The following is a 12,962-nucleotide window of genomic DNA, read 5'->3' as shown; positions in this document are numbered from 1 at the left end:
TCCGCGGTGTCAGATACGCATTTCGATACCGGCATTCTGCATGAATGCCTTGGCCTCACCCACGGTATATTCCCCGAAGTGGAAGATACTGGCCGCCAGTACCGCGTCGGCGCCGCCCTGTAGTACGCCATCGGCGAGATGCTGTAGATTGCCTACACCACCGGAAGCGATAACGGGCACTGATACCGCGTCGGTAATGGCGCGTGTCAGCGCCAGGTCAAAGCCGTTCTTGGTGCCATCCCGGTCCATGCTGGTGAGCAGGATTTCCCCCGCACCATACTGATCCATTTTCTTTGCCCACTCGACCGCATCGATGCCGGTCGGCTTGCGGCCGCCGTGGGTGAAGATTTCCCATTTGCCGTCACCCACCTGCTTGGCATCGATGGCGACCACAATACACTGGCTGCCAAAGCGGTCAGCGGCTTCACGCACGAACTCGGGATTGTGCACCGCCGCGGAGTTGATCGCGGTTTTGTCGGCGCCGGCGTTCAGCAGGTTGCGAATATCCTGGAGGGTACGGACCCCGCCACCGACGGTGAGCGGGATAAAGACCTGGGAGGCCATTTTCTCCACGGTGTGCAGTGTGGTGTCACGCTCTTCGTGGGTGGCAGTGATATCCAGAAAGGTGACTTCGTCTGCGCCTGCTTCGTTGTAGCGGCGCGCGACTTCCACCGGGTCTCCGGCATCGCGGATGTCGACAAAGTTTACGCCTTTGACGACACGCCCGGCATCGACGTCGAGACAGGGAATTATGCGTTTGGCGAGGCCCATAAAATATTCCTGCTACTTATCCCACTCGTCACAGAGTTTCTGCGCTTCGCGCAGGTCGAGTTTGTCTTCGTAAATCGCGCGGCCGGTGATGGCACCGTAGATTTCCCTGGCTTCGAGCAGTTCGCGGATATCCTCGATGCTGCTGACGCCGCCGGAGGCGATGATGGGGATCTGTACCGCGCGGGCCATGTCCAGGGTGGCTTCGACATTGACGCCCTGCATCATGCCGTCGCGGGCAATGTCGGTGTAGACGATTGAGCTGACGCCGCAGTCCTGGAATTGTTTGGCGAGCTCGGTGGCCTGCACGTCGGACACTTCGGCCCAGCCTTCAGTGGCGACAAGACCGTCTTTGGCATCGAGACCGACGATAATGTGACCTTCGAATTCGCGGCAGGCTTCTTTGACCAGCTTGGGATTTTTCACCGCGGCGGTACCGATAATGGTCCAGGTAACGCCGGCATCGAGGTACCACTCGATGGTTTTGAGATCGCGAATACCACCGCCGATCTGCACCGGGAATTTGGGAAATTGCCGGGCGATGGCGTTGACGGCTTCGGCGTTGACAGGATTGCCGGCGAAGGCGCCATTGAGGTCGACGAGATGCAGCCGCTTGGCACCCTGGCGAAGCCAGTGCTCGGCGGTGGCAACCGGGTCATCAGAGAAGACAGTAGCGTCTTCCATTTCACCCTGGCGCAGGCGTACGCACTCGCCGTCTTTCAGATCAATGGCTGGGATTACGATCATTTAGTTCACTTCCTGTAGATTGATCCGGGCCCGCATCGTTCTCAGCCGGTCCGGTGGCGGCGGTGTACCGAAACCCTCTCTCCGGCACTCCGCCTTCGCGAATAGATTGTTACTTCGTTAGCTTTCGGTTCCACTGAACCGTAGGAGCCTGCTTGCAGGCGAATGGCTGTGGGGATTCGCCTGCAAGCAGGCTCCTACACAAAATTAAGCGCTGCCATTCCAGCTGACGAAATTCTTCAGCAACTGCAAACCGGCATCGGCACTTTTTTCCGGGTGGAACTGGGTCGCGAAAATATTTTCCCGCGTCACCGCGGCAGCGAGCCTGACACCGTACTCGGTTTCGCCAGCGACAGTATCGTTGTTCTCCGCGGGCACATAGTAGCTGTGCACGAAATAGAAACGGCTGCCGTCTTCAATTTCCGCCCACAGTGGGTGGTCGATTTTCTGCTGCACGCGGTTCCAGCCCATATGGGGGACTTTCAGGCGCTCACCGTTTTCGCTCAGGTCAGTACCGAAAAACTTCACCGGTTGCGGGAAGATGCCCAGGCAGTCGACACCGTTATTCTCTTCGCTGTGCGCCATCATAATCTGCATGCCCACACAGATACCGAGCACTGGCATACCGGACTCGATGCACTGGTTCAGCAGCGGGACGAAACCGGGGCGAATAAAGCCTTCCACACAGTCGCGGATGGCACCGACACCGGGGACGATCAGGCGGTCAGCGCCTTCCGCTTCTTCCGGGGTGGTGGCGAGGATGACTTCGTCACCGGGAGCGACTTTCTGCAGGGCACTGGCCACCGAGTGCAGGTTACCCATGCCGTAGTCGAGGACGACGATCTTCTGCATTCTGCTAGTTCCTCAGAGCACACCTTTGGTGGAGGGCATGGCGCCTTCCATACGCGGATCCGGCGTCAGCGCCATACGCAGGGCGCGGCCGAAAGCCTTGAATACGGTTTCAATCTGGTGGTGAGCGTTGTGGCCGCGCAGGCAGTCGATATGCAGGGTAACCAGGGCGTGGTTGACGAAGCCCTGGAAGAATTCGTAGAACAGCTCGGTGTCGAACTGGCCGATGCGCTTCTGGGTAAACGGCACGTTCATCACCAGGCCGGGGCGGCCGGAGAAGTCGATAACGACCCGTGACAGGGCTTCATCCAGCGGTACGTAGGAATGACCATAGCGGGTCATGCCCTTTTTATCGCCGATCGCTTCGTTAATGGCCTTGCCCAGGGTAATACCGATGTCTTCGACGGTGTGGTGGTCATCGATATGGGTGTCGCCATCGCAGGTGATGTCCAGGTCGATCATGCCGTGACGGGCAATCTGGTCCATCATGTGCTCAAGGAAGGGGACGCCGGTGTCGAATTTGCCGGTGCCTTTGCCATCGAGGTTGAGGCTGACCTTGATCTTGGTTTCCAGGGTATCGCGGTTTACGCTGGCGGTGCGCATGAGCATTTACATCCTTGATTGCGGTGGGGCAGCAGCTTTACTACCCAACAAGATAGAAGGCGCGAATTATACGCTCAAATCGGGCGGTTTTTGGTCGATAGTCTCAAATGAAACTTGATTCCGTGGTGCGATCAAATATCATACGCCCCCATGAATATGCGTTCCTCCCATAAATCCCGCTTCTGGGCCAGCCTGGTGCTGCTGTTTGCGTTTATCTGCGCACAGCCGGTACTGGCGGAGCATATTCATCTTCAGGACAAGTCCCACGAGCTGTGCGAACTCTGCTTCAACCACATGCCCGCGGCTGTCAGCGGCCCCTTCATCTACTTCGGTGAAGACCTGGCCCCCCTCTATATCCAGCAACAGGCCCCGGTAGCGCGCGATAGCCAGCCGGAACGCCAGAATGCCCGCGGCCCGCCCGCACTCCTGTCACTCAGCTGATCGATAACAATCCGAATTGAGTTTTGGCACCGGCCTTTGGGTGGCCGCTGCCTGTCCGAGACAGGAATAAAAATCATGTACCGAGTAAACACTCTGGCGCTGGCCGTTGCCTGTGCGCTTTCCGCTTCCGTATCTGCTCAGACTGCCAACCAGAATGAAACACTGGAAGAGGTCAACGTCACCGTTTCCCCGCTGGCCAAATCCGCCGACGCGGTGGCGGCGCCAGTATCCGTGCTGAATGGCGATGCACTGCGCAAATCCGCCTCCGCCACCCTCGGCCAGACCCTGAACAGCCAGCTGGGTGTCGCCAATGCCTCCTTCGGCGGCGGTGTCGGCCTGCCGGTCATTCGTGGCCAGAGCGCCAACCGGGTGAAAATCCTGAGCGACAACCTGGATGTGGCGGATGCCTCCAACACCAGCTCTGACCACGCCGCCAGTATCGAGCCCCTGCTCGCCAACAGCATTGAGATACTGCGCGGCCCCGCGGCCCTGCGCTATGGCAGCGGTGCGATTGGCGGCGTCGTGAACGTGATCGACGGCCGTATTCCCAGCAAAGTGCCCGAAGCCCTCGAAGGCGCGGTGGAAATGCGCCACGACACCGCCAACGAGCAGGACGCCGGTGTATTCCGCCTGCAGGGTGGAGCCGGCAGCCTGGCCTGGTACCTGGACGGCGTTTACCGCGAAAACGGCAATACCCAGATCCCGGGCCTGGCGATTCTTGAGCATGAAGAACACGAAGAGCACGAGGGCGAAGAGGCCCACGAGGAAGAGTTCAACACCGACGGCTTCGTCGGCAACACCAATGCCCGCGCCAAGAGCGGTAGCGCCGGCCTGTCCTGGGTGACCGACAGCGGCTTTATCGGCCTGTCGGTCAACCGCCTGGAAAACAACTACGGCATTCCCCTGGGCACCCACGCGCACCACGACGAGGAAGAGGGCGAGGAGCACGCCCTGGAAGAAGAACATGCGCACGAGGAGCACGAAGAGGAAGCCGGGGTGCGCATCGACCTGGTACAGACCCGCTACGACCTCAAGGGCGAACACGACTTCGGCGACGATTACTGGGACAAACTCAGCTTCCGCCTGGGCCATACCGACTACGAGCACGTAGAACTGGAGCCCCATGAGGACCATTTCCACGAGGGCACCAAATTCACCAATGACGCCTGGGAAAGCCGTATCGAGCTGACCCACGATGACGGCGGTGAATGGCGCGGTGCCTACGGCCTGCAGCTGTCCCGCAAGGACTTCGCGGCGATTGGCGATGAGGCCTTTATCCGCCCGTCCGTTACCCGCGCTATCGGCGCCTTCACCATGAAAGAACGTGAGTGGGGCAAGTGGCATCTTGACTTGGGTGCGCGCCTGGAAAACGTCAATGTGGAACCGGAATACGGCAATGATAAAGACTTTGACCTCATCGGCCTAAGCGCCGCACTGCAGTATTTCCTCGCCGAACACCAGCACCTGAGCCTCGGCCTCACCAGCGCCGAGCGCGCACCGGTGGCGGAAGAACTGTTTGCCGACGGTGCGCACCTGGCGGAGTCCCGCTACATCATCGGTGACGAAAACCTCGACAAGGAAAACTCCATCAATCTGGAGTTGGGCTATCACCACCACAACAAAGAGGCCAGCGGCTGGCATGCGGCCAAGGTGGAAGCCAATGTGTTCTACAACCGCATTGGCGATTACATCTATGCCGCCAACACTGGTCTAGTGGATGAGGAAAGCGAGTTCGATATCTACGGCTACGCTAACCGCGATGCCACCTTCTACGGCGCGGAAGCGTCTGTTCAGTTCCCGCTGGCGGCCGGTCTCAGTCTGACCCTGTTTGGCGACAGCGTGCGCGCCAGCTTCGACGACCGCATTGCCGGCGAGAGCCGCGACGTACCGCGCCTGCCACCGCTGCGCTACGGCTTCGCCCTCGGTGGCGACTACGACAGCTGGAACTGGCAGTGGCGCAACACCCGCGCCACCGAACAGGATCGTGCCGGCGCATTTGAGGAGTCGACCGACGCCTACACCCGTATGGACCTCACTGCCCAGTACAACTTCAAGCTGGCCGGCAACGATGCCGTGGTGTTTGCCAACGCCCGCAACCTGCTGGACGAAGAGATCCGCAACTCCACATCCCTTCTGCGTGATTACGCCCCGGAAGCCGGACGCAGCATCGAAGCCGGTGTAAGGTTCCACTTCTAATATCACTACAGCTTGGCATGTGACACCCGGCCAATAGCGCGCCGGGTGTCACACACCATTCGCTCTTCACGCAGCTGAATGCTGCGGCTCTACTCCATCACTGCTCACTGAAAAGAACGCACACAAGCGCTTTCTTTACGCTCTCCCGTAGGGCCAGAGCTCGAAACCCCGGTCGCCGGGTAAAAAATTTTTCCGCACATTGTCCGATTTATTCAAGCGACTTTAGCGAGCACAACTGGCACAAACGTACCCAGTAAAACCAGCAAACTGCAAAACATTCACAAACAGAAAATTTATTCCTGTTTTTATGGAATTCCACCTGGAAATTATTTTATCTTCACCCGGTAAATGGAACGTTCTTATCGTTTAGATAATTTATATAGAAAGCAGCATGAAAAACAAAAGGTACGAAACAGCCAAAACCGTTTTACTCACCGCTTTTCTCCTGACCTTCATACCCGTATACGGAAATACCATGTCAATTCTCGATGCCGGAAAGGCTTACTTCTTTTCTCCCGTTACCGGAACCCTGACAAAAGATGAAAAACCCGTCACCAATGCGAAGATTATTCGCCGATGGGAACACGAGTCTCTGGAGCAGGATGAGACTTCCACTGATGAAAACGGGAACTTCACTTTCCCTGAAGTCCGGCGCCGCACCCTGGTCCAAATGCTCCCCGCGGAATTCGTCGTAGCCCAGCAGATTGCTGTTGTGCAAGGTGATGAAGAGATCGTCATCTGGTCAAACTCAAAAAGGGATTCCGGGAAAAACTCCGAACTCGGAGGCAAGGACCTCGACCTCTACTGCGACCTGGACAACGAAGAGGCCATGTACCGGGACTTCGGAGCCGCCCTATTCACAAAATGCACATGGAAGTGATCTATGAATAACCTAACACCAGAATTTACCGCGCGACTGGCGTCAGATATTTATGACATCAAGTCTTCACTGCGCAGAGAAGATTTCAAAAAAATCTACAAAGAGGATTTTGATGTAGAGGGCGGCGACCAGCTGAGCGGAAAAACCGGCGCGTTCACTTTCCTAAAAAGTGAGCATACGATGGGCATCGCCGCAAACGGCAAAAACAAGTATGACGGCCATGGGTTCGTTGCCTTGAAAGGCACTGCCAGCGGCTATGACGCGCTCACGGATATCAACGCCGGCCTCAAACAATTTCACACCGGCGGCCTGGTGCATCAGGGTTTCTTCTATACCTTTCAGTCGTTCCTTCCGGACCTGGAAAAATTCATCAGCAACCTACCGGTGAATGTGCACACCATTCACTGCGTCGGCCACAGTCTCGGCGGCGCCCTTGCCACTCTAACTGCCGATTACCTGAAAGCAAAAAGCGGCCGCACGGTAAAGCTGTATACCTTTGGCAGCCCGCGGGTTGGACTGGAGTTTTTTGCAGATGGCGCCAATCGACGCCTGGGGCATAACAATATTTTCCGGGTTTATCACCGCACCGACCCGGTGCCCATGGTGCCTACCTGGCCATTCATGCATGTACCGGACAACGGCCCCGGCGACCTGCTGTTGAATTCCGGCCTGGCACTCAATCCTGCCGCCTACCACAAGATGGCAAATTACATCGCGTCCCTGTCTGGCTCAGAGGAAAAGCACAACTGGGAGCTGGTGCGCAAGAAGCGTCCACCAACCCCCATCCAGCGCAGCATCCAGAGCTGGCTCGAATCCGATAACCCGCTTTCCCTGACCCTGAACACAGCCTGGGTGGCTGCAGAAGCAGTAATGTGGGTACTGAAAAAAGTGGTGGAACTCGCGGGTATCGCGCTGGTGATTACCGGCAGCTCAACCTTTACGCTGCTGGATCAGCTGGCCATTTTCCTGCAGAAAGCGTACGAGTTTGGCAAAAAGCTGTCGCACTGGGTCACACGGCTTATTATTCGCCTGGGCAAAATGATCGGCATTACGATCAAAGAGGGCACCAACATTACCGTGGCGATCATCCGCAGCGTCTTTTTGCGCGTGCATAACGCGGTATCCCAGCTGGTACTGCGTGCCGGGCGGGGAACCGACGCTTAAGCCTGCAATTCCAACCGCCAATTCAGGCGGGCCATCGCTACTTTCACGTCACTTTACCCGGGGTGGCGATGGCTCAAGGTTTCATTTCTGACCGCCACCTGCTTCAATAGTCCGCATCCGCGCTACCCGGGCCAGCCGCCCTGGTAGCGTCACCTTTTTCCGAATTTTCCAAGAATAAGGACACGCCTGTATGGCCTGGATCAAACGCGGACTTTTGTTTCTCGTCATTCTTTTTGCCCTGCTAGCCGGGGTCATCGCCTGGTTCCTGGCTGGCCTCGATGCCAACCAGTACAAACCCAAAATCGAGGCACTGGCCGCCGAGCAGGGCATTGCCCTCACTCTTGATGGTGATATTGGCTGGCAACTGTGGCCGAATATCGCGCTCAAACTGGAAGGTGTAAAACTGGCGCCATTACCGCTGCCGGAAGAACCCCTGTTGCAGGCCGACAAGGTCGCCGTGGGCGTGGCGCTGATGCCACTGCTGAAAAAACGTATCGAAGCCAAGGAAATCCTGCTGGCAGGCCCGCAGGTCGAACTCACCGTCGGCAAAGACGGCAAAGGCAACTGGGAACTGATTTCTGACGCCATGGAGGCCAAGGCCGAACTGGAGAAGCAGCAGCAAAAATCCCAGCCACCCAAGCTCGAAGTACCCGAGAAAGAGGCTGGCGAAGAAGGCAGCAGCGAACTGCACCTGGCTCTCGAACAACTGCGCGTGGAAGACGGCGTATTGCGCTACACCGACAAGCAGACCGGCACCGAGTACGCGATCAGCAAACTGCATATCGGCGCCGACAACCTGGTGCCCGGCGGCAAGCCCGGCAAGGTGCAATTGACCGCCGAGATTGCCGGCAGCGACCTGCCCGAGCCGATCAATGTGGATATCCACAGCTCACTGGCGATCGACAAGGGCTTGAATGGATTGCGTCTACAACCGGCCAATATCGAACTCAGCAGTGGTGAAGGCGCCAAGGCGGAAATTGCACTGCGCGGCCATGTGCGCCGTGAAAAGGCCGACCAGCCGTGGCAGATCCAGCTCAACCTCAACACCGAAGTGGCGCCACTGACCGGCTGGCTCGCCGCTGTCGGCAGTGAATACAAAGCCCAGAGCGCGAGCGCCCTGCAAAAGCTGCGCCTGGAATCCGACATCAGCGGCACCGACAAGCAGCTCAAGCTGGATCCGCTGCAACTGACACTGGACGGCCACGCCTTTAACGGCAGCGCCAGCTACAAAGCCGGCGATGTGCCCTCCGTGGCGCTGAGCCTGAATGGCGGCGAACTGAATGTGGACGACTACCTGCCACCGCCGGTCGCCACCCCGGAACAGGATGAGCTCACAGCCGATGTGGCCGCAGCCCAACCGGTGCCGCTGCCGCTGGAATCCATGCGCGGCTTCAATGCCAAGCTGGACCTGACCCTGGACAAACTGCGCGCGCTCGATTTCGACATCGACCAGCCGCAACTGGCCATCAACATCAACAACGGCCTCTATCAGCTGAACAAGCTGGCCGCAGGCCTCTACGGTGGCCAGCTGAACAGCACCGGCGTGTTCAATGCCCGCGGCAAATCTGCCCGGGGCGAACTGAGCGGCGGCCTTACCGGCGTGGAAATCTCCAAGGTGCAGGAAGCCCTGTTCGCCAGCGATGAGCCGGAAGCGGCAGACCGGGAAAAGGTCACCCTGTCCGGTAAAACCGACGTTACCTGGGTCGCCCAGACCAATGGTGCCGACAGCCTGGCACTGCAGAAAAACCTGCACGCCGCGGTACAGCTGAACGCCGCCGAACTGGCGCTGGCCCCGTTCAACCTGGAAAAAGGCATGTGCCAGCTGGTGAGCTACGCCGAGAAAACCGCCATGCCAGAGAAGGAATGGCCGCAGAGCACCCGCCTGCAAGACCTGCGGGCCAGCGTGAACCTGGATGGCGATATGGCCAAAGTGCAAGCCATCAACGCCGGGGTGGAAAACATCGCCCTTACCGGTGACGGCACCGTCGATCTGGAAAAACAGAAGTTCGACTTTGCCCTCGGCCTCGCGCTGGTGGGCGACAAGACCTCCGGCAACGGCTGCTCCGTGCAAAACGACCGCTGGCGCAACCGCCCGCTGCCGCTGCGCTGCAAGGCCAACTTCAACGAAGCCGGTGCCACCACGTGCAAACCGGACAGCCGCCGTCTCGACGACCTGATCCGTGAGGAGCTGAAGTACAAGGCCGAGAAAAAGTACGGTGACAAGGTCCAGGAGAAAACCGAAGACCTCAAGGACAAGCTGAAAGACAAGTTCAAGGGCCTGTTCAACCGCAACGAATAACTCGTCGCGGACAAAACCTCCCCGTCATCCCGGCGCAAGCCGGGATCCAGCCCCCACGCTGGTATGACTAAGGCGGAAATCCAAGTACGATGGGCACCCTTATAGTGGTGCCCATTTTCGTTTTCAGTCATGCCCAAGCCGATTACCCCCAAGAAATTCCAGCAAGACCTGCTCGCCTGGTTCGACCAGCACGGGCGCCACGACCTGCCCTGGCAGCAGGACATCAATCCTTATCGTGTATGGGTATCGGAGATCATGCTGCAGCAGACCCAGGTCAGCGCAGTGATTCCTTACTACCAGCGCTTCATGCAGAGCTTTCCCACCGTGGAAGCACTGGCCGCGGCCACCCAGGACGAAGTGCTCGCTCACTGGAGCGGCCTCGGCTACTACGCCCGCGCGCGCAACCTGCACAAATGCGCACAGACAGTCGTAGACCAGCACGGCGGAGACTTCCCCGCGGATGTGGAAGCACTGGCCGAGCTCCCGGGTATCGGCCGCTCCACCGCCGGCGCCATTGCCAGCATCAGCATGGGCCTCGTCGCCCCGATTCTCGACGGCAACGTCAAGCGGGTGCTCGCACGCATCCACGCCGTGGACGGCTGGCCGGGCCAGACTGCGGTCGCCAACAAACTGTGGGAGATTGCCGAGCGCTATACCCCGGAGAGCCGCAACGGGGATTACACCCAGGCCATGATGGATCTGGGCGCCACCCTCTGCAGCCGCTCAAAACCCGCCTGCGAGCGCTGCCCGTTTGCCAAACACTGCACCGCACGCCTCCAGGGCAATCCCACCGATTACCCGGGCAAAAAGCCCCGCAAGGAAAAACCGGAACGCCAGGCTACTCTGTTGCTGATCGAACACGACGGCGAGCTGTACCTGGAACAGCGCCCCGCCACCGGCATCTGGGGCGGCCTGTGGATACCGCCGCAGCTGGAAGGTGACGATGGCGGCGAGGCCAGCGCACAGGAATGGCTGGCCGCACGCGACCTGGGCGCAACAGAAGTCCAACCACTGCCGCCCATGCGCCACACCTTCAGCCACTTCCACCTGGACATTCACCCGGTGTGGATAACTCTGCCGAAGAAACCCACACAGGTGGCAGAAGGACCGAGCGGCTGGTATAAACTGCGCCAGCTCGACCGGCCCCGATCCGGCCAGGATCTCGGACTGCCAGCGCCCATCGCCAAACTGGTCAAACAGCTGCTGGCGCTGAAAGAGCCATTACTGGCACCCTATTAAGTCGTATTGCCTGCACAAGGCCAAACGAACCGCACGTGAATCACGAGGAGCACCCATGTCCCGCACCGTCTTCTGCCGCAAGTACCAACAGGAACTGGAAGGTCTCCCCAACCCGCCCATGCCCGGCCCCAAAGGCCAGGACATCTTCGAACACGTCTCCGCCAAGGCCTGGCAGGAGTGGATGGCGCACCAGACCATGCTGATCAATGAGAAGCGCCTCAACATGATGGAACCCTCCGCCCGCGCCTATTTGAGCGAGCAGATGTCGAAATTCCTGAGCGGCGAAGAGTACGACGCAGCGGATGGCTTCGTGCCGGAAGACGGCAACAAAGACGCCTGATCCCGCCAACGCGACCCGGCGAGAACCGCCAGTCGCAACCGGAAAAACTTTTTATCAATCAAAGGGTTGACTCCCCCCAACGAAGCGGGTTTAATACGCGCCTCGCTACCGGAGACACCCGGTAAAAAGCGAAGCCCAGATAGCTCAGTCGGTAGAGCAGGGGATTGAAAATCCCCGTGTCGGTGGTTCGATTCCGCCTCTGGGCACCATACAAAAGAAACCTCACCCGAAAGGGTGGGGTTTTTTTGTATCTGTTGTCCGGAGGCCGGATGAGAACCACCGATGTGGTTCGACTAATCGCGCCAGCGATTTGCAGCGAGCGCGCCAGCGCGACTGATTCGGCAGGACTGCCGATCAGCAAAGCGAAGATTCCCGAAGATCGGCCGTAAACCCCGCAGGGGCGTAATAGCCCTTAGGCTATTACGATTCTGCCGCCAAACCACTAAAGACCCAACAGTCTACCAGATAGACCGCGGATCGGGCCAAGGAACCGCCATTACATCGATAGACTAAGGGTAAGTGAAAAGTCACCATTAGCTAGTTCAAAAATTGAGGAAGTATTGACAATTAGACATCGAAGACTAAGCCTCCAGCAAGACCTGTCACTCAACCAAGCGTACTATTCAACAAAATCGATCGTCAAAAGTTTACCCTCTCAAATCCGTGCACCTATTAAGGAATATGCCCAAGATCATTATTTCCGGATAAAATAGCCATCGAAATCTAAACAAGAGCCTAAAGGCCAATGCTTAAGAAAAACGCATGGCAGAAACTCATGTTGTGGTATCAGAAAACCGGAAGGCATGATCTGCCATGGCGAAGAAATAGTACCCCTTGGGAAGTATTCGTCGCAGAGAATTTGCTTCGCAGGACCAACGCCGCTTCTGCAGCATCAGTTTTTCCGTCATTAATAAAGCAATTTCGGGGGCCAGAGGATGTCGTTAGAAATCAAGCGCGTTGGCAGTCCGCTACAACCTCACTAGGACTGCCATCGCGATCCAAATACTTTATCGCAGCCTGCAAAAGTATAATCAGTGACTATGATGGAATCGTTCCATCTAACTACTCAGCACTGATCAGGCTACCCGGAGTCGGACATTATAAAGCTAATGCAGTGAAGTGCTTTGCATACGACATACCATCCTACCTAATTGACACCAATACAATCCGGATTGCCGGGAGAATTATCGGAGAAGCCGTAAAACAAGACCGTCATCGGTCAATTGAAGCGCAAAAACTAATTGCAACAGCATTTGGCCCAGAGCAAGAGATGAATCAAGGGAGAAATTACGCACTCCTCGATCTTGCATACGAAGTATGCACAGCCAAGTCACCGAAGTGTTCAGAGTGCCCTCTCCGCGCTGATTGCCAGTTTGGAGCAGGGATGCATATGCGACCCGGAAATACATAAAATTCCTAGTACTCTCACGCTAGCATAT

Annotated in this window: 12 protein-coding genes and 1 tRNA gene; 9 read left to right on the top strand and 4 right to left on the bottom strand. The window is 57.7% G+C overall.

Annotated elements, in window-relative coordinates; genetic code table 11:
- Window positions 1–9: 9 nt before the first annotated feature.
- From hisF to hisB, 4 genes are all read right to left on the bottom strand, one after another.
- Window positions 10–771, bottom strand: coding sequence for an imidazole glycerol phosphate synthase subunit HisF (gene hisF, locus LC093_RS09425; RefSeq protein WP_226664476.1), 762 nt, complete (start codon window positions 769–771; stop codon window positions 10–12).
- 12 nt (window positions 772–783) lie between these two features.
- Entirely contained in the window at window positions 784–1,515 is a 732-nt protein-coding gene (hisA, locus tag LC093_RS09420) for a 1-(5-phosphoribosyl)-5-[(5-phosphoribosylamino)methylideneamino]imidazole-4-carboxamide isomerase (protein WP_226664475.1), read from the bottom strand.
- Window positions 1,516–1,719: 204 nt separating this feature from the next.
- Window positions 1,720–2,364, bottom strand: coding sequence for an imidazole glycerol phosphate synthase subunit HisH (gene hisH, locus LC093_RS09415; RefSeq protein ID WP_226664473.1), 645 nt, complete (start codon window positions 2,362–2,364; stop codon window positions 1,720–1,722).
- Between the two features lie 12 nt (window positions 2,365–2,376).
- Window positions 2,377–2,970 carry an imidazoleglycerol-phosphate dehydratase HisB gene (hisB, locus tag LC093_RS09410; protein ID WP_226664471.1) on the bottom strand — a complete coding sequence of 198 codons (594 nt, stop codon included), beginning with the start codon at window positions 2,968–2,970 and terminating at the stop codon, window positions 2,377–2,379.
- Between the two features lie 144 nt (window positions 2,971–3,114).
- On the opposite strand from hisB, the gene LC093_RS09405 reads away from it, so the two are divergent.
- The 9 genes from LC093_RS09405 (at window position 3,115) to LC093_RS20540 (ending at window position 12,934) form a co-directional block, all read left to right on the top strand.
- Window positions 3,115–3,405 carry a hypothetical protein gene (locus LC093_RS09405; protein WP_226664470.1) on the top strand — a complete coding sequence of 97 codons (291 nt, stop codon included), beginning with the start codon at window positions 3,115–3,117 and terminating at the stop codon, window positions 3,403–3,405.
- A 75-nt stretch (window positions 3,406–3,480) separates the two neighbouring features.
- Entirely contained in the window at window positions 3,481–5,601 is a 2,121-nt protein-coding gene (locus LC093_RS09400) for a TonB-dependent receptor (protein ID WP_226664464.1), read from the top strand.
- Between the two features lie 391 nt (window positions 5,602–5,992).
- The gene (locus tag LC093_RS09395) at window positions 5,993–6,481 is read left to right on the top strand and encodes a transthyretin-like family protein (protein WP_226664463.1); all 489 of its coding nucleotides are present in this window, start codon (window positions 5,993–5,995) and stop codon (window positions 6,479–6,481) included.
- A gap of 3 nt (window positions 6,482–6,484) precedes the next feature.
- Window positions 6,485–7,645, top strand: coding sequence for a lipase family protein (locus tag LC093_RS09390; protein ID WP_226664462.1), 1,161 nt, complete (start codon window positions 6,485–6,487; stop codon window positions 7,643–7,645).
- Between the two features lie 190 nt (window positions 7,646–7,835).
- Window positions 7,836–9,944, top strand: a complete 2,109-nt coding sequence (locus LC093_RS09385; RefSeq protein WP_226664461.1) for an AsmA family protein — start codon at window positions 7,836–7,838, stop codon at window positions 9,942–9,944.
- A 129-nt stretch (window positions 9,945–10,073) separates the two neighbouring features.
- Complete coding sequence (gene mutY, locus LC093_RS09380) at window positions 10,074–11,183, top strand: A/G-specific adenine glycosylase (protein WP_226664460.1); 1,110 nt, start codon at window positions 10,074–10,076, stop codon at window positions 11,181–11,183.
- A 55-nt stretch (window positions 11,184–11,238) separates the two neighbouring features.
- The gene (locus LC093_RS09375; protein WP_226664459.1) at window positions 11,239–11,523 is read left to right on the top strand and encodes an oxidative damage protection protein; all 285 of its coding nucleotides are present in this window, start codon (window positions 11,239–11,241) and stop codon (window positions 11,521–11,523) included.
- Window positions 11,524–11,656: 133 nt separating this feature from the next.
- Window positions 11,657–11,732 (top strand) — tRNA-Phe (locus LC093_RS09370).
- 536 nt (window positions 11,733–12,268) lie between these two features.
- Window positions 12,269–12,934, top strand: a complete 666-nt coding sequence (locus LC093_RS20540; protein ID WP_413231498.1) for a hypothetical protein — start codon at window positions 12,269–12,271, stop codon at window positions 12,932–12,934.
- The last annotated feature ends 28 nt before the right edge of the window (window positions 12,935–12,962 follow it).

Source organism: Microbulbifer aggregans, from assembly GCF_020524005.1.
Lineage (GTDB): Bacteria > Pseudomonadota > Gammaproteobacteria > Pseudomonadales > Cellvibrionaceae > Microbulbifer > Microbulbifer aggregans_A.
Note: the sequence above shows the minus strand (reverse complement) of the source record. Positions and strands in the feature narration are given on the sequence as shown.